Annotated in this window: 17 protein-coding genes and 1 pseudogene; 11 read left to right on the forward strand and 7 right to left on the reverse strand. The window is 72.3% G+C overall.

Annotation, left to right across the window (positions count from 1 at the left end):
- Positions 1-804: 804 nt before the first annotated feature.
- On the reverse strand, positions 805-1,194 hold the full coding sequence (locus tag STTU_RS26350) for a VOC family protein (protein WP_007828517.1): 390 nt from the start codon (positions 1,192-1,194) through the stop codon (positions 805-807).
- A gap of 610 nt (positions 1,195-1,804) precedes the next feature.
- Here STTU_RS26350 and gap point away from each other — a divergent pair.
- The 8 genes and pseudogenes from gap to STTU_RS35695 form a co-directional block, all read left to right on the forward strand.
- A complete protein-coding gene (gene gap / locus STTU_RS26355; RefSeq protein WP_007828519.1) occupies positions 1,805-2,812 on the forward strand; it encodes a type I glyceraldehyde-3-phosphate dehydrogenase in 1,008 nt (335 codons plus the stop codon).
- A gap of 567 nt (positions 2,813-3,379) precedes the next feature.
- Positions 3,380-4,591, forward strand: a complete 1,212-nt coding sequence (locus STTU_RS26360) for a phosphoglycerate kinase (protein WP_043256414.1) — start codon at positions 3,380-3,382, stop codon at positions 4,589-4,591.
- Positions 4,592-4,597: 6 nt separating this feature from the next.
- Positions 4,598-5,374 carry a triose-phosphate isomerase gene (gene tpiA, locus STTU_RS26365; RefSeq protein WP_009064177.1) on the forward strand — a complete coding sequence of 259 codons (777 nt, stop codon included), beginning with the start codon at positions 4,598-4,600 and terminating at the stop codon, positions 5,372-5,374.
- A gap of 189 nt (positions 5,375-5,563) precedes the next feature.
- Positions 5,564-5,800 (forward strand): preprotein translocase subunit SecG, encoded by a 237-nt coding sequence (gene secG / locus STTU_RS26370; RefSeq protein WP_008748576.1) that lies wholly within the window; start codon positions 5,564-5,566, stop codon positions 5,798-5,800.
- A gap of 231 nt (positions 5,801-6,031) precedes the next feature.
- Positions 6,032-6,367, forward strand: a complete 336-nt coding sequence (locus STTU_RS26375; protein WP_078519115.1) for an RNA polymerase-binding protein RbpA — start codon at positions 6,032-6,034, stop codon at positions 6,365-6,367.
- A 213-nt stretch (positions 6,368-6,580) separates the two neighbouring features.
- Positions 6,581-7,918, forward strand: coding sequence for an MFS transporter (locus tag STTU_RS26380; RefSeq protein WP_234019321.1), 1,338 nt, complete (start codon positions 6,581-6,583; stop codon positions 7,916-7,918).
- 60 nt (positions 7,919-7,978) lie between these two features.
- On the forward strand, positions 7,979-9,631 hold the full coding sequence (pgi, locus tag STTU_RS26385) for a glucose-6-phosphate isomerase (RefSeq protein ID WP_043256418.1): 1,653 nt from the start codon (positions 7,979-7,981) through the stop codon (positions 9,629-9,631).
- 331 nt (positions 9,632-9,962) lie between these two features.
- Positions 9,963-10,136, forward strand: a pseudogene (locus tag STTU_RS35695) (DUF2087 domain-containing protein); the annotation flags it as partial.
- A gap of 225 nt (positions 10,137-10,361) precedes the next feature.
- Here the strand turns inward: STTU_RS35695 and pgl are convergent.
- From pgl to tkt, 5 genes are read right to left on the reverse strand one after another with little or no spacing between them, the layout of a single operon-like run.
- A complete protein-coding gene (gene pgl / locus STTU_RS26390) occupies positions 10,362-11,144 on the reverse strand; it encodes a 6-phosphogluconolactonase (RefSeq protein WP_043256420.1) in 783 nt (260 codons plus the stop codon).
- The gene (gene opcA / locus STTU_RS26395; RefSeq protein ID WP_043256422.1) at positions 11,141-12,253 is read right to left on the reverse strand and encodes a glucose-6-phosphate dehydrogenase assembly protein OpcA; all 1,113 of its coding nucleotides are present in this window, start codon (positions 12,251-12,253) and stop codon (positions 11,141-11,143) included. Before opcA ends, pgl begins: the two co-directional genes overlap by 4 nt.
- Positions 12,250-13,782, reverse strand: a complete 1,533-nt coding sequence (zwf, locus tag STTU_RS26400) for a glucose-6-phosphate dehydrogenase (protein ID WP_007828528.1) — start codon at positions 13,780-13,782, stop codon at positions 12,250-12,252. The genes opcA and zwf overlap by 4 nt, the downstream gene beginning before the upstream one ends.
- A gap of 5 nt (positions 13,783-13,787) precedes the next feature.
- Positions 13,788-14,906, reverse strand: a complete 1,119-nt coding sequence (tal, locus tag STTU_RS26405; RefSeq protein WP_007828530.1) for a transaldolase — start codon at positions 14,904-14,906, stop codon at positions 13,788-13,790.
- 37 nt (positions 14,907-14,943) lie between these two features.
- Positions 14,944-17,046 carry a transketolase gene (tkt, locus tag STTU_RS26410; protein ID WP_007828531.1) on the reverse strand — a complete coding sequence of 701 codons (2,103 nt, stop codon included), beginning with the start codon at positions 17,044-17,046 and terminating at the stop codon, positions 14,944-14,946.
- A gap of 509 nt (positions 17,047-17,555) precedes the next feature.
- Between tkt and STTU_RS26415 the strand changes: the two genes are divergently transcribed.
- From STTU_RS26415 to STTU_RS26425, 3 genes are all read left to right on the forward strand, one after another.
- Entirely contained in the window at positions 17,556-18,497 is a 942-nt protein-coding gene (locus STTU_RS26415) for a heme o synthase (RefSeq protein WP_007828535.1), read from the forward strand.
- Positions 18,498-18,595: 98 nt separating this feature from the next.
- The gene (locus STTU_RS26420; protein ID WP_043256424.1) at positions 18,596-18,967 is read left to right on the forward strand and encodes a hypothetical protein; all 372 of its coding nucleotides are present in this window, start codon (positions 18,596-18,598) and stop codon (positions 18,965-18,967) included.
- A 218-nt stretch (positions 18,968-19,185) separates the two neighbouring features.
- Entirely contained in the window at positions 19,186-20,298 is a 1,113-nt protein-coding gene (locus STTU_RS26425; RefSeq protein WP_043257780.1) for an amidohydrolase, read from the forward strand.
- A 14-nt stretch (positions 20,299-20,312) separates the two neighbouring features.
- On the opposite strand, the gene STTU_RS26430 is transcribed toward STTU_RS26425, so the two are convergent.
- Positions 20,313-21,347 carry a COX15/CtaA family protein gene (locus STTU_RS26430; RefSeq protein ID WP_007828541.1) on the reverse strand — a complete coding sequence of 345 codons (1,035 nt, stop codon included), beginning with the start codon at positions 21,345-21,347 and terminating at the stop codon, positions 20,313-20,315.
- Positions 21,348-21,352: the final 5 nt, after the last annotated feature.

Here is a 21,352-nt window from a genome sequence, read left to right on the forward strand (position 1 = left end):
GTCCTGTCCTCGCCTCGCGCGAAGCCGCCACGCCCGCCCGAATCCGTCGCCGCACGGCCGCGCCGCCCGCCCCACAGTTCCCGGCGTGGCCCGCGCTACGACGCGCCCGCAGGCTCCGCGCCCCCGCCTCCTCCGATGGCGAGCGGCGCGGGGGCAGGCGGCGACCCGGGACCGCGCGGCGGTGAGGGGCGATATTCCCGGCCCCGGTCGAGGCGCCCCCGGACCAGACGACACGCCCCTCGGGGGCGTTTCCCCCCCCATGAAGCCGGGGAGCGCCCCTCCATGAAGCCGAGGAGCGTCCGTACCCGTCCCTGCGGCGAGCGCCGCTGGTGCCCGGTGGTCTCCGTAGGGGTACGTGGCGTGCCTCGGCGAGCGGTGCGGGGGCGTGGGGCCGGGGACGGAAGGGTCGTAGGTCAGGCCGGTCGCGGTCGGACATGCCGGCACTTCTGTCCCTGGGCGAGGCGCCTCGGGCCCGGGTGACGCGCCCTCAGATGGCCGGAGCGCCCCGGGGTGCGTCGGGGAGCAGAGCGGGACGCAGGACCAGGGATCGCAGGGCAGTAGGTCAGGCCGATCGCAGCCGTAGCCGGCGATACCCTCAGCGCCGGGAGAGGGCCCCCGGACCCGGCGAAGGCCGGTGGGGGCCCTGGCCGGGCGACGTCCACCGGCCAGCCCGGTCACCTCGGGCCCGTACCCCGTAGCGAATCCAGCGAGCCTCCGCATCCATCTCCATGCGACCGCCGCTCCCACCCCCCGCCAGCCCGCCGCACGGGCACCCGCTGTGCCCCCCGGCGGAGCCGCCTCCGCTCAGGCGTCCCAGCCGCCGTACGGCACCGTGATCAGTTCCATGGCGTGGCCCGCGGGGTCCGTGAAGTAGACGCCGTGGCCGCCGTCGTTGTGGTTGATCGTGCCGGGGTGGCGCTGGTGGGGGTCGGCGTAGTGCTCGATGCCGCGGCGCTTGATCTGTTCGTACGCCGCTGTGAACTCCTCCTCGGAGACGAGGAAGGCGTAGTGCTGCGGGGTGATCCGGTCCGCCGGGATCGTCGCGAAGTCCAGGGTGACGCCGTTGCTCAGGGCGACGGCGACGAACGGGCCCCACTCGGCGGTGATCTCCAGGCCGAGCAGGCCGGCGAAGAACTCGGCGGACTCCCGGTTGTCCCGGGCGTGGACGATGGTGTGGTTGAGGGCGACTGACAAGGAATGCCTCCAGGGGCATCTCCCGACACCTCCATGCCTCACCCTGCCGGTGACCGGCACGCGATGTCGACGTCGACCGTAGTCGCGGGCCTCCCGCGCGGCAATGCGGTCGCTCCCGATTAAAGCGGACTCGTGCCGGTAATCCGTCCGGATGATCCCGCGGTTGCTGCCGGAGAGAATTCGTGGCGCGGGTGCGAGAGGTATTCCGGAAGGTGTTCCGTGCTCATTTCCGTATCGGTCCCGCTCCTTTGTGCGCACGAACGAGCGGGAAGCGGAACGAGTGAGCGCAAGATGTTCGGAATTCGGTCACCGTCCCGTTCCTGAGAGTGGGAGGTGTGGCATCGGTGCAGGTCGGAACGGGTGGGAGCGGGAAGGGAATGAGGGGTTCCGCTTCTCCGGGCGGGATGTCGGCGGCTTGTTCCCCGGGTGGCGGGGAATGGGGAAAAGTGGTAGCGGCGGAGCGTTACCGGCGAGTAGAAAGCGTCCCGCTCCCCGAGCCATGCTCAATGTCACCCGGCAGGCCCATGCGAGGTAGGGTCAGTGGCGGTCGGGGACATCCCATACAACTCGCCGGCGTCGAAAACCGGCGTACCAACGAGGAGATCGGTTCGTGACGATCCGCGTAGGCATCAACGGCTTCGGCCGCATCGGGCGCAACTACTTCCGCGCGCTGCTCGCGCAGGGTGCGGACATCGAGGTCGTGGCTGTCAACGACCTCGGTGACACCGCGACCACCGCCCACCTGCTCAAGTACGACACGATGCTCGGCACCCTGGGCGAGGAGGTCTCGCACACCGCCGACACCATCACCGTGGGTTCGCGCACCATCAAGGTGCTCTCCGAGCGCAACCCGCAGGACATCCCGTGGGGCGAGCTGGGCGTCGACATCGTCATCGAGTCGACCGGCATCTTCACGAAGAAGGCCGACGCCGAGAAGCACATCGCGGGCGGCGCGAAGAAGGTCCTGATCTCGGCCCCGGCCAAGGACGAGGACATCACGATCGTGATGGGCGTCAACGAGGCCAAGTACGACCCGGCGCAGCACAACGTCATCTCGAACGCCTCCTGCACCACCAACTGTGTGGCGCCGATGGCGAAGGTTCTCGACGAGAACTTCGGCATCAAGAAGGGCCTGATGACGACGGTCCACGCGTACACGAACGACCAGCGCATCCTTGACTTCCCGCACAAGGACCTGCGTCGCGCCCGTGCCGCCGCCGAGAACATCATCCCGACCACGACGGGTGCCGCGAAGGCCACCGCGCTGGTCCTCCCGCAGCTCAAGGGCAAGCTCGACGGCATCGCGATGCGCGTGCCCGTCCCGGTCGGCTCGGTCACCGACCTCGTCGTGACCCTCGACCGCGAGGTCACCAAGGACGAGGTCAACGCCGCGTTCGAGAAGGCCGCCCAGGAGGGCCCGCTCGCCGGCCGTCTGGTCTACACCGCCGACCCGATCGTCTCCTCGGACATCGTCGGCACCCCGGCCTCCTGCACCTTCGACTCGGAGCTGACCATGGCCGAGGGCAACCAGGTGAAGATCATCGGCTGGTACGACAACGAGTGGGGCTACTCCAACCGTCTCGTGGACCTCACGGTCTACGTCGGCGAGAAGCTCTGAGCCGACGAGCAGTACTGATCGCGGGCCGCTGAGGCACCTCGATGCGGACAGGGTCCGGGCGGCGCGACTCGCGCGGCCCGGACCCTGTCCCCGTGCGGGGACCCCGGCATCGGGCCCCGCGTCCCGCGCACGGGCCGGAGCTGTCCCGTACGCGCCGAGCCACCGCGCTACCGCGCACGCGCCGAGCCACCGCCACGCGCCGAGCCACCGCGTACGCGCCGCGGCCACCCCGGGCCCGCACCCGGCTCACCCCGGGCAGAAACCGGCCCACCGGTACCGGAGCGGCACCCCGCACCCGTACGGGAGCGGCGCATCGGCCCCACACAGTGAGCGGCGCATCGGCCCCGTACGGGACCGGTACCCCGCCTCCGCAGAGCCCGCGCGGAGCTCGCGGCGGCTCCGTGTCCCGGCAGCCGGAGAGGCGTTCGCGCGTCGCTCGTCCGGGGGACCGGACGGCACGGCGCGGACGGCGGCGACCTACGCTGCCTCTCGCGGCTGCCCCGCCGCCCCGCCCGCCGGCGCCGCGCCCTTCGCCACCGTCAGTCAGCCAAGGAGTCTGCAAGTCCCATGAAGACGATCGACGAACTCATCTCGCAGGGAGTGTCCGGCAAGCGGGTCTTCGTCCGCGCCGACCTCAACGTGCCCCTCGCGGACGGTGTCATCACCGATGACGGCCGTATCCGCGCCGTCCTGCCGACCCTCACCGCGCTCGTCGAGGCCGGTGCCAAGGTCGTCGTCGCCTCGCACCTCGGCCGCCCCAAGGGCGAGCCGGACCCCGCCTTCTCGCTGCTGCCCGCCGCCGAGCGGATCGGCGAACTGCTCGGCCGTCCCGTCGCCTTCGCGCAGGACACCGTGGGCCCCGCCGCGCACGAGGCCGTCGACGGCCTGGAGCCCGGTCAGCTCGCCGTCATCGAGAACCTGCGCTTCAACCCCGGCGAGACCAGCAAGGACGACGCCGAGCGCGGGGACTTCGCCGAGCGGCTCTCGCACCTCGCGGACGTCTACGTCGGCGACGGCTTCGGCGCCGTGCACCGCAAGCACGCCTCGGTCTACGACCTGCCGAAGCTCCTGCCGCACTACGCCGGTTACCTCATCGCCACCGAGGTCGGCGTCCTGAAGAAGCTCACCGAGGACGTCCAGCGGCCCTACGCCGTCGTCCTCGGCGGCGCCAAGGTCTCCGACAAGCTCGGCGTCATCGACCACCTCCTGGAGCGTGCCGACCGCATCCTCGTCGGCGGCGGCATGGTCTTCACCTTCCTCGCCGCCAAGGGCTACGAGGTCGGTGCCTCGCTCCTCCAGGAGGACCAGATCCCGGTCGTCCAGGAGTACCTGAAGCGCGCCGCCGAGAAGGGCGTCGAGTTCGTGCTCCCGAGCGACGTCGTCGTCGCGCGCAGCTTCCCCGACCTGAAGGCCAAGGCGCCCACCGAGCACGAGACCGTCGCCGCCGACGCCATCCCGGCGGACGGCATCGGCCTCGACATCGGCCCCGAGAGCCAGGCGCGCTACGCCGCCAAGCTCGCCGACGCGAAGACCGTCTTCTGGAACGGCCCGATGGGCGTCTTCGAACACCCCGACTTCGCCGACGGCACCCGCGCCGTCGCCCAGGCGCTCGTCGACAGCGAGGGCTTCACCGTGGTCGGGGGCGGCGACTCGGCCGCCGCCGTCCGTATCCTCGGCTTCGACGAAAGCGCTTTCAGCCACATCTCGACCGGCGGTGGCGCGAGCCTCGAATATCTTGAGGGCGCAAGCCTGCCCGGCCTCGCCGCACTGGAGGACTGAACACCCGTGACCACCCGCACTCCGCTGATGGCGGGCAACTGGAAGATGAACCTCAACCACCTCGAGGCCATCGCGCACGTCCAGAAGCTCGCTTTCGCCCTCTCCGACAAGGACTACGAGACCGTCGAGGTCGCGGTCCTCGCACCCTTCACCGACCTGCGCTCCGTGCAGACCCTGGTCGACGGCGACAAGCTGAAGATCAAGTACGGCGCCCAGGACGTCTCCGCGCACGACTCGGGTGCCTACACCGGGGAGATCTCCGGTGCCATGCTCGCCAAGCTCAAGTGCACGTACGTCGCCATCGGGCACTCCGAGCGGCGCCAGTACCACCGCGAGACCGACGAGCTGGTCAACGCCAAGATCAAGGCCGCCTACAAGCACGGCCTGACCCCCATCCTCTGCGTGGGCGAGGAGGAGTCGGTCCGCGAGGCGGGCGAGCACGTCGCGCACACCCTCGGCCAGGTCGAGGCCGCCCTCAAGGACCTGCCCGCCGAGCAGGCCGCCACGATCGTCGTCGCCTACGAGCCCGTGTGGGCCATCGGCACCGGCAAGGTCTGCGGCCCCGACGACGCGCAGGAGGTCTGCGGGGCGATCCGCGGCAAGCTCGCCGAGCTGTACGACCAGGAGCTGGCCGACGCCGTGCGCATCCAGTACGGCGGCTCGGTCAAGGCGGCCAACGTCGCCGAGATCATGGCCCGCCCCGACATCGACGGCGCCCTCATCGGCGGTGCCTCGCTCGACACCGACGAGTTCGTCAAGATCGTCCGTTTCGGCGAGCAGTGAGGGCCCGCCCCGGTGCCCGCTCGATCGCGGCCGTGAGCTGCGGTGAGTAGGCGCCGGGGCGGATCGCCAGTACCCTGACGGGGGCCGGACCGCGTCCACGCGGCGCACCGGCCCCCGTCCTCCGCCAGGAGACGGCCCCGCCCCGGCGGGGACCTCTCCCGAGAAGTTCGCTGAAAGTAGGGTCAAGCCGTGGTTTTGGGGTTTCAGATCGCCCTGATCGTCTTCAGCCTGCTGCTGATGCTGCTCGTGCTGATGCACAAGGGCAAGGGCGGTGGCCTCTCCGACATGTTCGGCGGCGGCATGCAGTCCTCGGTCGGCGGTTCCTCGGTCGCCGAGCGCAACCTCGACCGGATCACCATCGTGCTCGGGGTGTGCTGGTTCGCCTGCATTGTCGTGCTCGGGCTGCTGATGAAGTTCGACAACTGAGGGACGAAGTACACCCACCGGGGAGCGAGCGCTACGTGTCCGGTACGCCGTCGAAGGACGCGGCCTATCATGGTGACTCGCGCCCCGGGTGGGTGTAACTCCCTTCCGGGGGTGCGCGTTGGGCCTTGTACGTACACAAACCTCGTACGTGCACGAGGCGCCCGCGGCGGAGCGCGTGGCCCGGTGACGGGCGCGGCGCCCCGCGGCACCATCACGCAGGGAGTTACGACCGTGGCAAGTGGCAACGCGATCCGGGGCAGCCGGGTCGGGGCGGGCCCGATGGGCGAGGCCGAGCGCGGCGAGACGGCCCCGCGCCTGCGCATCTCCTTCTGGTGCGCCAACGGGCACGAGACACAGCCGAGTTTCGCGAGCGACGCGCAGGTCCCCGACACGTGGGACTGCCCCCGCTGCGGTTTCCCGGCGGGGCAGGACCAGGAACATCCACCGGACCCGCCGCGCAACGAGCCCTACAAGACCCACCTCGCCTACGTGCGCGAGCGGCGCAGCGACGCGGACGGCGAGGCGATCCTCGCCGAGGCGCTGGCGAAGCTGCGGGGCGAGATCTGAGGCGGGACACCGGCGGCCGGGCCCCGCGCGGCGACCCGGGGCGGTACGGACGACGACGGCCGGGCACCTGAGGGTGCCCGGCCGTTCGCGTACCCGGATCCGCGCTGTTCCCGCAGGTCAGGGCGATTGTCAGTGGGGCCCGTTACGGTCTGCGACAGACGGGAGGCCGTGCGCGTCGTGGCGCGCGGCCCGGAAGCGGGCGGGGGTCGTGTGGTGGGGGAGACCGTGGTGGGCGAGGCGCGCGGGAGCGCGCCCGCCTGGCGGGGCGGGTTCGGGCGCTTGTGGGGCGCGGCGGCCGTGTCGTCGTTCGGGGACGCCGTACGGGTCGCCGCGCTGCCCCTGCTCGCCACGACGCTCACGCGGGAGCCGCTGCTCATCGCGGCCGTCTCCGCCTGCGGATACCTGCCCTGGCTGCTCCTCGGGCTGCTCGGCGGGGCGCTCGCCGACCGGGTCGACCAGCGCCGCGCGATGGTCGCCGTGGATCTCGTACGGGGCGCGCTCGTCGCGGCCTTCGCGCTCGCCGTCGCGACGGGCCACGCCTCGATCGGGCTGCTCCTCGTCCTCGCCTTCGCGCTCACGAGCATGGAGACCCTCTTCGACAACGCCGCCACCGCCCTCCTGCCCGTCCTCGTCCCACCGGAGCGACTGGGCAGCGCCAACAGCCGGTTGATGACCGGGCAGCAGCTCGTCAAGACCGTCGTCGGGCTCCCGGCCGCGCCCCTGCTCCTCGCCGGAGGCGCCGCGCTGCCCTTCGCCACCGACGCGGCGAGCTATCTCCTCGCCGCCGCGCTCGTCGCCCCGCTGCGCCGCGTCCTGCCCGCGCGACCACCCCGCCCGGCCGCCTCGACGCTGCGCGCCGAGATCGGCGACGGCCTGCGCACGCTCGGCGGGGACCGGGTGCTGCGCGGGCTCTGCGCCGCCACGACACTCTGCAACGTCGGCGTCGCCTCGCTCGTCGCGACCCTCGTCCTGGTGAGCGGTCGCCACCTCCGCCTCGGCGACGGCGGGTACGCCCTGCTGCTCACGGCGTACGGGGTCGGCGGGATCGGCGGCGGGCTCCTCGCCACGCCGCTCGCGCGCCGCCTCGGCCAGGCCCGCGCCGTGCTCCTCGCGGGTGCCGGGCAGATCCTGTGCCTCCTCGTGCTCGGCCTCGCCCCCGGCGGGCTCGTCGCCGGGGCCGCCTTCGCCGTCTTCGGCTGCCTCGGCATGGTGTGGAACGTCAGCTCGCGCACGCTCATGCAGCGCGCCGTGCGACGGGAGCTGCTCGGCCGGGTCTCCGCCGCCTTCCGTACGTGCGCCGTCGCCGGGGCACCGTTCGGCGCGCTCCTCGGCGGGGCCGTCGTGCGCTGGTGGGGGCCGGGCGCGCCGCCCTTCCTCGCCGCCGCGTTCTTCGCGCTCTCCGTCCTCGCCCTGCTCCCGGCCGTGCGGGCGGTGGCGGGCGGACCGGCCGGGGAATCAGGGGACGGCTCGCGGTTGCTGACGAAGAAGGACACCGGCGGTGCCGGGGTACCCGTATCGCGCAGTGGCCAAGACGCCTCTGGCGACCCCTGATCGTTTAGGTTGGGGGCCGGCGGGGCGGTACGTATGGACGAAAGAAGGCAGAAGTCCCTGATGAACGCGGAAAGCCGGACCAGGCTCAACCAGACGCCCGAGTGGAACGCTCTCGGCAAGCACCGGGAAGCCCTCGGCGAGGTGCGGTTGCGGGAGCTGTTCGACGCCGATCCCGAGCGGGCCTCGCGGTACCGCCTGACGGCCGGTGACCTCTATCTGGACTACTCCAAGCACCTCGTGACGGACGAGACACTCGACCTGCTCCGTCAGCTCGCGCGGGCGACAGGCGTCGAGAAGCTGCGGGACGCCATGTTCCGGGGCGAGAGGATCAACACGACCGAGGACCGCGCGGTGCTCCACACCGCGCTGCGCGCGCCGCGCGACGCCGTCATCGAGGTCGACGGCGAGAACGTCGTGCCCGCCGTGCACGCCGTGCTCGACAAGATGGCCGCCTTCGCGGAGCAGGTCCGCTCCGGGGCCTGGACCGGGCACACCGGCAAGCGCATCAAGAACGTCGTCAACATCGGCATCGGCGGCTCCGACCTCGGGCCCGCGATGGCCCACGAGGTGCTGCGCCCGTACACGGACCGCTCGCTGACCGTGCGCTTCGTCTCCAACGTCGACGGCGCCGACCTGCACGAGGCCGTGCACGACCTCGACGCGGCCGAGACGCTCTTCATCATCGCCTCGAAGACCTTCACGACGATCGAGACGATCACCAACGCGACCTCCGCGCGCTCCTGGCTCCTCGACGCGCTCGGCGCCGGGCAGGAGGCCGTCGCCAAGCACTTCGTCGCGCTCTCGACCAACGCCGAGAAGGTCGCGGACTTCGGCATCGACACGGCCAACATGTTCGAGTTCTGGGACTGGGTCGGCGGCCGGTACTCGTACGACTCGGCGATCGGGCTCTCGCTCATGATCGCGATCGGTCCGGACCGCTTCCGGGAGATGCTCGACGGCTTCCACCAGATCGACGAGCACTTCCGCACCGCCCCGATCGAGGAGAACGCGCCCTTCCTCCTCGGCCTGCTCGGCATCTGGTACGGGAACTTCCACGACGCGCAGTCGCACGCCGTGCTCCCGTACTCCCACTACCTCTCCAAGTTCACCGCCTACCTCCAGCAGCTCGACATGGAGTCCAACGGCAAGTCCGTGGACCGCGAGGGCCGTCCGGTGGAGTGGCAGACCGGCCCGGTCGTCTGGGGCACCCCCGGCACGAACGGGCAGCACGCCTACTACCAGCTCATCCACCAGGGCACGAAGCTCATCCCGGCCGACTTCATCGGCTTCGCGCGGCCCGTGGACGAGCTGGAGCCGCAGCTCGCGGACCAGCACGACCTGCTCATGGCGAACTTCTTCGCGCAGACGCAGGCGCTCGCCTTCGGCAAGACCCCCGAGGAGGTACGGGCCGAGGGTGTCGCCGACGACCTCGTCCCGCACAAGACCTTCCGGGGCAACCACCCGACCACGACCGTGCTCGCGCCCGCGCTGAGCCCCTCCGTGCTCGGGCAGCTCATCGCGCTCTACGAGCACAAGGTCTTCGTGCAGGGCGCGGTGTGGGACATCGACTCCTTCGACCAGTGGGGCGTCGAGCTGGGCAAGGTCCTCGCCAAGCGGGTCGAGCCCGCGCTCACCGAGGGCGCCGAGGTCCCGGGGCTCGACGCCTCGACGAAGACGCTCGTCGCGAAGTACCGGGAGCTGCGCGGGCGCTGAGGGCCGTGCGGGGGCGGGCGATGACGGCGCGCCCCGGGAAAACCGTGTGCGGTGGCGGGGCGGTCCGGCGAGACCGGGCCGCCCCGTCCCCGTACGAGAGGTGACCCCCGTGGAGACCCGTCCGGCCCTGGGAGCGCTCGCCGACCCGGCGCGGCTGCGGCTCTTCGCCCGCCTCGTCCTCGGTGAGCGCGTCGAGAACGCGCCGCGCGCCCAGCTCGTGCCGCTGCCGCACGCGGGTCTCGTCCGCCGCGACGGCGACGGCACGCTGCGCGCGCGGCCCTCGGCCTTCCGCACACCGGGCGCCGAGGCGTCCGGGCGGCTGCCCGCGTGGGTGCCCCCGCACCTGGCCGGGCACTTCCGCGCGGGCCGCCTCGGCTCCGTACCGGCGAGACAGCGCACGCGCGCCGAGCCGCTGACGCGTCTCGCGGAGGCCGAGTTCCGGCCGGACCGCGCCTGCACGGAGGACGAGGTCAGCGAGACGCTCGCGCGCTACAGCGGGGACCCGTCGGCGCTGCGCCGCTACTGCGTCGAGTACCGGGTGCTGACGCGCGAGCGGGACGGCAGGCGGGTACCGGCTGGGCGAGGCGGGGACGCGGGCCGCGTACGCGTCCTCGGCGGCCTGAGGCACAGGCGCCCTGGGTCCGCGACGGACGAAGGCCCGCACCCGGGTAGTCCGGGGCGGGCCTTCAGCCGTCGGTGTCGCTCGGGCGACGTCAGCCGTCCGTGTCGCTCAGGCGACGTCCGTGCGGTACATCTCCGGCGGCAGCTTCGAGGCCGCGTCCGTGTCGAGGAGCCACAGGGTGCGGCGGGTGCCGTAGGCGCCCGCGGCGGGGGCCTGGAGCTCGCCCGCGCCCGAGAGGGCGATCCGGACCGCCTCGGCCTTGTCCTCGCCCGCCGCCAGGAGCCAGACCTCGCGGGCCGCGCGGATCGCGGGCAGGGTCAGCGAGAGGCGGGTCGGCGGGGGCTTCGGGGCCCCGTGGACCGCGATGACCGAGCGGTCCTGCTCGCGCACGCCCGGCAGCTCCGGGAAGAGCGAGGCCACGTGCGTGTCCGGGCCGACGCCGAGCAGGAGCACGTCGAACGCGGGGACGGCCCCGTGCTGACCGGCCCGCGAGGCCGCGTCGGCGAGTTCGGCCGCGTAGACCTGCGCCGCCGCGTCCGGCTCGTACGGGCCGTCCGAGGCCGGCATCTCGTGGACCTGGCCCGGGTCGAGCGGCACCCGCGCGAGCAGTGCCTCGCGCGCCTGCGTCGCGTTGCGCTCGGGGTCGCCGTCGGGCAGGTAGCGCTCGTCGCTCCACCAGATCTCCAGGCGCCCCCAGTCGATCGCGTCCCGCCCCGGCTCCTCGGCGAGGGCCGCGAGCAGCCCGTTGCCGTTGCGGCCTCCTGTGAGGGCGATCGAGGCGCTGCCGTGCTCGGCCTGGGCCTCGACGATCAGGGTGATCAGCCGTGCGGCCGCCGCCCCGGCCATCTCGGCCTTGTCCTGGTGCACGACGAGTTCGGGCGTGGTGCTCATGACGTGGTCGCCTTCTTCGCGGAAGCGGTGGACTTGGCGGACCTGCGCGCCGCCGTCTTCTTCGCCGCCCCCGTGCCCGCGGGCGTGCCGCCCTGCGGTGTCCCCGTCCCCGTCTCCGCCGTCTCGGCCGCCTCCGCCGCCGCCTCCTCGGGCGTCGGCGCGGTCTGCGCCCCGGCCGGCTCGTCGAGCCGGTCGACGCCGAACTTGAGCGCCGCGGCGTAGGTGTCGTCCGGGTCGAGCCTGCGCAGCTCCTCGGCGATCAGCTCCGCCGTCTCGCGGCGCTTGAGCGCCACCGCGCGGTCCGGCTGGCCCTCGACGGACAGCGTCGCGAGCGAGCCGTCGTTGCGGTCGAGCACGACCGGGCCGCAGTCCGTCTCCATGTGCACCGAGGTGAGCCCGGGGCCCTCCGAGGCGGTGCGCTTGACGGGGACGGCGAGGCGGTGGCCGAGCCACATCGCGAGGAGTTCGACGCTCGGGTTGTACTCCTCGCCCTCGACCTCGACCGAGGTGACCTCGCAGGCCACCTGGTCGAGCGCCGCCGCGAGCATCGAGCGCCACGGCGTGATGCGCGTCCACGACAGGTCGGTGTCACCCGGCGTGTACGTCTCGGCGCGGGCCTTCAGCTCGTGGATGGGCTGCTCGGCCGCGTACGCGTCGGTGACCCTGCGCTGCGCGAGGGCGCCCAGCGGGTCCTTCGCCGGGTTCTCCGGCGCGGCCACCGGCCACCACACGACGACGGGCGCGTCCGGGAGCAGCAGCGGGAGCACGACGGACTGGGCGTGGTCGCCCACCTCGCCGTACAGCCGCAGCATGACCGTCTCACCCGTGCCGTTGCCGGTGTCGCCACCGAGCTGGACCTCGGCGTCGAGGCGGGTCGTGGCGCGGTCGCGGGGGCCGCGCGAGACGCGCTTGATGACGACGAGGATGCGCGAGGGGTGCTCCCGCGAGGCGTCGTGCGCGGCGCGCAGCGCGTCGTAGGCGTTCTCCTCGTCGGTGACGATGACGAGGGTCAGCACCATGCCGACGGTGGGCGCGCCGAGCGAGCGGCGGCCCTGGACGAGCGCCTTGTTGATCTTGCTGGATGTGGTGTCCGTGAGATCGATCTTCATGGCCGCCTCCAGCTCCGTCCGTCGCGTCGGAGCATGTCGTCCGCCTCGGTGGGGCCCCAGGTGCCCGAGGGGTACTGGGCGGGCTTGCCGTGGCGGTTCCAGTGCTCCTCGATGGGGTCGAGGATCTTCCAGGACAACTCGACCTCCTCCGTGCGCGGGAAGAGGTTCGCGTCGCCGAGGAGGACGTCGAGGATGAGCCGCTCGTACGCCTCGGGGCTCGACTCGGTGAAGGACTCGCCGTACGCGAAGTCCATCGACACGTCCCGTACCTCCATCGAGGTGCCGGGGACCTTCGAGCCGAAGCGCACCGTCACGCCCTCGTCCGGCTGCACGCGGATGACCAGGGCGTTCTGCCCCAGCTCCTCCGTGGCCGTCTGGTCGAAGGGGGAGTGCGGGGCGCGCTGGAAGACGACCGCGATCTCGGTGACGCGGCGGCCGAGGCGCTTGCCGGTGCGCAGGTAGAACGGCACCCCTGCCCAGCGGCGGTTGTCGACGCCGACCTTGATCGCCGCGTAGGTGTCGGTCTTCGACTTGGGGTCGATGCCGTCCTCTTCGAGGTAGCCCACGGCCCGCTCGCCGCCCTGCCAGCCCGCCGCGTACTGCCCGCGCACGGTGTCGCGGCCGAGGTCGGCCGGGAGGCGCACGGCGCGCAGCACCTTCGTCTTCTCCGCGACGAGCGCGTCGGCGTCGAAGGAGGCGGGCTCCTCCATGGCGGTGAGCGCCATGAGCTGGAGCAGGTGGTTCTGGATGACGTCGCGGGCGGCGCCGATGCCGTCGTAGTAGCCGGCGCGGCCACCGATGCCGATGTCCTCGGCCATCGTGATCTGCACGTGGTCGACGTACGAGCGGTTCCAGATCGGCTCGAACATCTGGTTGGCGAAGCGGAGCGCCAGGATGTTCTGGACGGTCTCCTTGCCGAGGTAGTGGTCGATGCGGAAGACCTGGTCGGGGTCGAAGACCTCGTGGACGATCGCGTTCAGCTCCTTGGCCGAGGCGAGGTCGTGCCCGAAGGGCTTCTCGATGACCGCGCGCCGCCAGGCGCCCTCGGGGGCGTCGGCGAGGCCGTGCTTCTTGAGCTGCTGAACGACGTCGGGGAAGAACTTCGGCGGCACCGAGAGGTAGAAGGCGAAGTTGCCGCCCGTGCCCTGTGCCTTGTCGAGTTCGTCGATCGTGGCCTTGAGGGTCTCGAACGCCTGGTCGTCGTCGAAGGCGCCCTGGACGAAGCGCATGCCCTGGAAGAGCTGCTGCCAGACCTCCTCGCGGAACGGCGTGCGGGCGTGTTCCTTCACCGCGTCGTGCACGACCTGGGCGAAGTCCTCGTCCTCCCAGTCGCGGCGCGCGAAGCCGATGAGGGAGAAGCCCGGCGGCAGCAGGCCGCGGTTGGCCAGGTCGTAGACGGCCGGCATCAGCTTCTTGCGCGAGAGGTCCCCCGTGACGCCGAAGATGACCAGGCCCGACGGCCCCGCGATACGCGGGAGCCGTCGGTCCGCGGCGTCACGGAGCGGGTTGGCTCCGTGCTGTGCGGTCAAGGTGATCAGCCCTCCGAGGGGGCGAGGCGCTTGAGCTCCGCCTCGGTCGACTTGAGCAGGTCGTTCCAGGAGACCTCGAACTTGTCGACGCCTTCCCTCTCCAGGAGGTCCACCACCTCGTCGTACGAGATGCCGAACTTCGCGAGCCCGTCGATGACGGCCTGCGCGTCCTCGTACGTCCCGGCGATCGTGTTCCCGGTGATCTCGCCGTGGTCGCCCACGGCCTCCAGGGTCGCCTCGGGCATGGTGTTCACCGTGTTCGGCGCGACGAGCGCGTCGACGTACAGCGTGTCGGGCAGCGCCGGGTCCTTGACGCCGGTCGAGGCCCACAGCGGGCGCTGCTTGTTCGCGTGCGCCTTGTCGAGGGCGGCCCAGCGCTCGGAGGAGAAGACCTCCTCGTACGCCTGGTAGGCGAGGCGCGCGTTGGCGACGGCGGCCTTGCCCTTGGCGGCCTTGGCCTCGTCGGTGCCGATGGCGTCGAGACGCTTGTCGATCTCGGTGTCGACGCGCGAGACGAAGAAGGAGGCCACCGAGTGGATCTTGGAGAGGTCCAGCCCCGCGGCCTTCGCCTTCTCCAGGCCCGCGAGGTAGGCGTCCATCACGAGGCGGTAGCGCTCCAGCGAGAAGATCAGCGTCACGTTGACGCTGATGCCCCGGCCGATGACCTCGGTGATCGCCGGGAGGCCGGCTTCCGTCGCCGGGATCTTGATGAACGTGTTGGGGCGGTCCACCAGCCACGCGAGCTGCTTGGCCTCGGCGGTCGTGGCCCGCGTGTTGTGCGCGAGCCGCGGGTCCACCTCGATGGAGACCCGGCCGTCGGTGCCGCCGCTCCTGTCGAAGACGGGGCGCAGCACGTCGGCGGCGTCACGGACGTCGGCGGTGGTGATCATGCGGATCGCCTCCTCCACCGTGACGCGGCGCGAGGCGAGGTCGGCGAGCTGGGTGTCGTAGCCGTCGCCCTGCGAGATCGCCTTCTGGAAGATCGACGGGTTGGTCGTGACACCCACGACGTGCTGGTCGTCGATCAGCTCGCTCAGGTTGCCGGACGTGATGCGCTTGCGCGACAGGTCGTCCAGCCAGATCGCGACGCCTGCGTCGGAGAGGCGCTTGAGTGCGTCTGTCATGGAAATTGCATCTCCTCGTAGAGAGTGTCTGTTCGCGTCAGCGCCGGGCGGCGTCGAGGGATTCCCGCGCGGCGGCGGCGACCGCCTCGCCGGTGAAGCCGTACTCGCGGAACAGCAGCTTGCCGTCCGCCGAGGCACCGAAGTGCTCCAGCGAGACGATGCGGCCCGCGTCGCCCACGAAGCGGTGCCAGGTCAGGCCGATACCGGCCTCGACCGCGACGCGCGCCTTGACGGCGGCGGGGAGCACGGACTCCCGGTACCCGGCGTCCTGCTCCTCGAACCACTCGACCGAGGGCATCGACACGACACGCGCGGCGACACCCTGGGCGCGGAGCAGCTCACGCGCCTCGACGGCGAGCTGCACCTCGGAGCCGGTCCCGATGAGGACGACGTCGGGGGTGACGGTCCTCCCCTCGGCGTCCTCGGCGTCGAGCAGGACGTAGCCGCCCTTGGCCGCGTCCTCGTTCGGCGCGTACGTGGGCACGCCCTGCCGGGTGAGGATCAGCGCGTGCGGGTGGCCCTCGCCGTAGACCTTCGTGTAGCGGCGCAGGACCTCGCGCCACGCGATCGCGGTCTCGTTCGCGTCGGCCGGGCGGACCACGTGGAGGCCGGGGATGGCGCGCAGCGAGGCGACGTGCTCGACCGGCTGGTGCGTCGGGCCGTCCTCGCCGAGGCCGATCGAGTCGTGCGTGAAGACGTACGTGACCGGCAGCGTCATGAGCGCGGAGAGGCGGACCGCGTTGCGCATGTAGTCGGAGAACGTCAGGAACGTCCCCCCGAAGGCGCGCGTGTTGCCGTGCAGCGTGATGCCGTTCAGCTCGGCGGCCATCGCGTGCTCGCGGATACCGAAGTGCACCGTACGGCCGTACGGGTCGGCCTCGGGGAGCGGGTTGCCCTCGGGGAGGAACGACGACGTCTTGTCGATCGTCGTGTTGTTCGAGCCCGCGAGGTCGGCGGAGCCGCCCCACAGCTCGGGGATCACCGGGCCGAGCGCCTGGAGGATCTTGCCGGAGGCGGCGCGCGTGGCGAGCGAGGTGCCGGTCTCGAAGACGGGGAGGTGCTCCTCCCAGCCCTCGGGCAGCTCGGTCGCGGCGACGCGGTCGAAGCGCGCGGCGTGCTCGGGGTGGGCGGCGCGCCAGTCGGCGAAGCCCTTCTCCCACTCGGCGCGCTGCGCCTTGCCGCGCTCCAGGGCCCCGCGGGTGTGCGCGAGGACCTCGTCCGCGACGTCGAAGTGCTTCTCGGGGTCGAAGCCGAGGACGCGCTTGGTCGCGGCGACCTCCTCCTCGCCGAGCGCCGAGCCGTGCGCGGCCTCGGTGTTCTGCGCGTGCGGGGCCGGCCAGGCGATGATCGAGCGCATCGCGATGAAGGAGGGGCGCTCCGTCTCGGCCTTCGCGGCCTCGATCGCGGCGTAGAGGGCGGCCGGGTCCAGGTCGCCGTCGGCCTTCGGCTCGACGCGCTGCACGTGCCAGCCGTACGCCTCGTAGCGCTTGGTGGTCTCCTCGGAGACGGCCGTCTCGGTGTCGCCCTCGATCGAGATGTGGTTGTCGTCCCACAGCAGGATGAGGTTGCCGAGCTTCTGGTGGCCCGCGAGCGAGGACGCCTCGGCGGAGATGCCCTCCTGGAGGCAGCCGTCCCCGGCGATCGCGTAGATGTGGTGGTCGAACGGCGAGGTGCCGCGCGGCGCGTCGGGGTCGAAGAGCCCGCGCTCGTACCGGGCGGCCATCGCCATGCCCACGGCGTTGGCCACGCCCTGGCCGAGCGGCCCGGTCGTCGTCTCGACGCCCTTGGTGTGCCCGTACTCCGGGTGCCCGGGGGTCTTCGAGCCCCAGGTGCGGAAGGCTTCCAGGTCCGCGAGCTCCAGGCCGAAACCGGCCAGGTAGAGCTGCGTGTAGAGCGTGAGCGAGGAGTGTCCCGCGGACAGCACGAAACGGTCGCGCCCGGTCCAGTCCGGGTCGGCGGGGTCGTGCCGCATCACCTTCTGGAAGAGGGTGTACGCGGCCGGGGCCAGGCTCATCGCCGTACCGGGATGGCCGTTGCCGACCTTCTGCACGGCGTCCGCGGCCAGTACACGCGCGGTGTCTACGGCCCGCTGATCCAGTTCGGTCCACTCGAAATCTGTGGTGGTCGGCTTGGTGCTCACCCTGAGTCAGGGCTCCTCTCCACATGTCGAATGCCGGTGACTTTGCGTACACCGGACGGCGTCGAGCCTACCCCTGGAAACGTCCGCGTCTCCGCGCCTGATTCCCAGGGTGCCGAAGACGGGCCGGTTCCGCCTCCCGAAGCCCCACAACCCTTGTCCCGCCTGCCCGGAAAGCCTCCATGGCACACCGCGACATCTGTGCCGGGACACGCTCATTCCAGCGCCCGCCCGTGCGCCCGCGCGCTCATCCGCGCCGGGCCCCGCGCGGGGCGACCGAGCGTCACCGAAGGGGCCGCTCCGTGCGCGTGCGGACGGCGTCGCGGGACCCGTGCCCGTCCCCGCGGGGCGCGCTCGCACACGCGCGCGGGATGCCCAACACGAGCGACCCCCGCGAAGGGGCGAAGAGGGGGGCCGTCTAGAGTGGCGTGGTACGCGTGAGCCCCCCTTTCCGGCGCCAATCCGGACACTCTTGTGGGCTCGCTTGAGAAAAGTCTCTGTCAGGGGTGTGCGTGACGGCCGTTGAATCCCGTCCAGCGGGAGCGCTCGGGACGAGCACGGGCCGGCGGCCGACCGGGGCCCGGCTCAAGGGCTTCGTGGCGCTGACCAAACCGCGGATCATCGAGCTGCTGCTCATCACGACCGTGCCGGTCATGTTCCTCGCGGAACAGGGCGTGCCCGACCTGTGGCTCGTCTTCGTGACGTGCTTCGGCGGCTACCTCTCCGCGGGCGGCGCCAACGCGCTCAACATGTGGTACGACCGCGACATCGACGCCCTGATGGACCGTACGTCGCAGCGGCCACTGGTCACCGGGCTCATCTCGCCTCGCGAGGGACTCGTCTTCGGCCTCGGCCTGGCGGTGGTCTCCACGCTGTGGTTCGGCCTCCTCGTCAACTGGCTCTCGGCCGCGCTCTCGCTCGGCGCGATCCTCCTGTACGTCGTCGGCTACACGATGATCCTCAAGCGCCGCACCGCGCAGAACATCGTGTGGGGCGGGGTCGCGGGCTGCATGCCGGTCCTCATCGGCTGGTCCGCCGTCACGAACTCGGTCTCCTGGGCCGCCGTCATCCTCTTCCTCGTCATCTTCTTCTGGACGCCGCCGCATTACTGGCCGCTGTCGATGCGGGTCAAGGACGACTACGCCCGCGTCAACGTGCCGATGCTCCCGGTCATCGCGGGGAACAAGGTCGTCGCCCGGCAGATCGTGCTCTACAGCTGGGTCATGGTCGCGGTCTCGCTCCTGCTCACCGTGCTCGGCTACACCGGCTGGTTCTACACGGTCGTCGCGCTCCTGTCCGGCGGCTACTGGCTGTGGGAGGCGCACGGGCTCCTCCACCGCGCCAAGGGCGAGATCACGGGCGCGAAGCTCAAGGAGATGCGCCTGTTCCACTGGTCGATCACGTACGTGTCGATCCTCTTCGTCGCCGTCGCGATCGACCCGTTCCTGCGCTGAGCCCGTCCCGGGCGCGCGATCAGGTGGCCCCGTCGTCCCCCTCCGGACGGCGGGGCCTCTTGTCGTACCGGGGCCTACTCGTGGGTAGCATGCGAGGTATGGCTGAGAACACTGAGCAGAGCGAGTCCGCGGCGGGCGACGCCGCGACCACCGGTGCCGACAAGCGGCAGGCCGCGCGCCTGGAGCGCAGGGCGGCGCGGCTCGCCAAGCAGATCGGCTCCTTCGCGCGGCGGCACGGGGGTGCGCAGGGGCAGCTCGCCTACGTCGGGCAGCGCGGGACGCGGATCGTGCTCGTGGGGGAGGACGGACGGTGGGGGGACCTCTTCGCCCACGACGCGGCGCTCGCGCGGAACGCGGTGGAGCGGGCCGGGATCACGCTGCACGACGAGTTCGACGGGGACTTCGCGGCGAAGGTGCGGACGGGGCCGTACGAGTGGAAGCGGATGGCGGGGATTCAGGTCGGCGGGTGAGCCCTTCCGCGTGAAGGTGCCCTTCCCGGGGGTTTCGGGGCTCCGCCCCGGGCCCCGCTCCTCAAACGCCGGAGGGGCTGCTCATGGGGCTTCGCCCCGGCCCCGCTCCTCCAACGCCGGAGGGGCTGGAATTGGGCGACACCGCTGGCTTTTCTTCCCGTTAGACCCCCTGAAGGCCGCTCGGACAGTCCGGGCGCCGGATGGCCCCGGGGGTCCCCGTGATCGAGACGCCGCCGCTCGTGGATCAGTACTGCCAGGGGGTCCGCCGTGAGGAGCTGGGCCTCGGCACGTTCGAGGCGCTGCTCGGGCCCGGGGGCCGGGCGCCCGCCGCCGGGACGACCTTCTTCGACACCCAGACCGGCTTCGCGCTGCGCCGCTGGTGCCCCCCGCTGCTCGGCCTCGCCCCGCACAGCCCGCCCGCGCACTACCTCGCGAGGCGCAGGGAGCTGGGCGCCCTGGAGACGGAGCGGCGCCTGCTGCGCGGCAGCGGCACGGGCACGTACCTCGTCGACACCGGTCCGCCGCTCGGCCTCACGCCGCCGGGCGAACTCGCCGCGACCGCCGACGCGCGCGCCCGCGAGATCGTGCGGCTCGAACAGCTCGCCGAACAGACCGCCGACACCTCGGGCAGCGTCGAGTCCTTCCTGCGCCACCTCGCCGAGTCCGTGCACGGCGCCGCCGCGACCGCCGTCGCCTTCGCCTCCGTGACCCCGCCCCTGCGCCGCGTCCCGCTGCTCCCCGAGCCGCCGTCGCCCGTCGAGGTACGGGCCGCCGCGGGTGCCTGGCTCGCCGCCAGGCAGCGCCCGCCGGGCAGCGCGGGCCCCGTCGACCCGGCGGGCCCCTCCCCGCTGCTCGGGGCGCACCTGCTGTGGCTCGCGCTCTCCTCGGGCCGGCCGCTCCAGCTCCACACCGGCGAGTCCCCGCCCGAACCGGGCGCGCTCGCCGCCTTCGCCGCCGCGACGGCGGGCCTCGGCACCCCGCTCGTGCTGCTCCCCGGCTACCCCTACCACCGCCCCGCCGCCCGTCTCGCGGGCCTGCACGCGCACGTCCACGTGGACCTGGGCCCCGCGCTCAGCGGCACGGGGGCGCGGGCCGCCGGGCTGCTCGCGGAGTTCCTGGAGCTGGCCCCCTTCGGGAAGCTCCTCTATTCGAGCGGCGCGCGCGGCCTGCCCGAACTGCACGTCGTCGCGGCCCGGCAGTTCCGCGAGGCGCTGCGGCGGGTGCTCGGGGCGTGGGTCGTCGAGGGCGCGTGGAGCGCGCGGGACGGGGAGCGGGTCGCGGGGCTGCTCGGGGCCGGGAACGCGCGGCGGGTGTACGGACTGGAGGAGTGAGCCCCGCGCGGGGGCTACGCCGCCGTGAGCTGCGAGTTGCCCGTCGCGTCCATGCCACGCAGCGGCTCGCCGCCCGGCTCCGTGACGGGGCGCTCGCGCAGGGCGAGGAGGACGCGGAGGACGCCGATCCACACGAGGGTCGAGCCGAGCATGTGGGTGCCGACGAGGATTTCCGGCAGGTCGGTGAAGTACTGCACGTAGCCGATGGCGCCCTGGGCCATGAGGACCAGGAAGAGGATGCCGGCCTTGTTGCGCGGTCCGGCGGGCGCGTCCACCGCCTTGAGGACGCCCCACAGCGCGGCCGTCAGGAGGCACGTCGCCCAGGCGAGGGCGGCGTGGACGCGCGCGGTGCCCGTCCAGCCGCCGAGCCACTCCAGCGACATGCGCGGCACGTCCGAGGAGTCGCCCGCGTGCGGACCGGTTCCGGTGACGAGGGTGCCGACCGCGATGAGGAGCGCCGTCACGACGACGAGGACCCACGCGAGGCGGACGACCTTGGGCCCGGCGAGCGGGCGCGGTGCCGCGTCGCCCTCGCGGCTGCGCTGCCACATGAGCGCGGCGACCGCGATGAGCGCCGAGGAGAGCAGGAAGTGCGCCGCGACCGTGTACGGGTTGAGGCCGACGAGCACGACGATGCCGCCCAGCACCGCGTTGCCCATGACGAGCCAGAACTGCGTCCAGCCGAGCCGGGTGAGCGAGCGGCGGCGCGGTTTCGCCGCGCGCGCGGCGATGATCGCCCAGCCGACGGCGGCGCACAGCACGTACGTCAGCATCCGGTTGCCGAACTCGATGACCCCGTGGAACCCCATCTCGCGGGTCGTCGTGAGCGAGGTGTCCGTGCACTGCGGCCAGGTCGGGCAGCCGAGCCCGGACCCGGTGAGCCGCACCGCGCCGCCGGTCACGACGATGACGACGGTCATCATCAGGGCGAGCAGCGCGGCCCGCTCCACGGTCCGCCGGCGCGGCGTGTAGCGGGCGGCGATGAAGGCGAGCGGATTGCGTGCGGCCTCGGAGAGGTGCGCGGCAGTCATTTTCGGCACGGCGTTCATGCTAG

It is taken from the genome of Streptomyces sp. Tu6071, from assembly GCF_000213055.1.
Classification (GTDB): Bacteria; Actinomycetota; Actinomycetes; order Streptomycetales; family Streptomycetaceae; genus Streptomyces; species Streptomyces evansiae.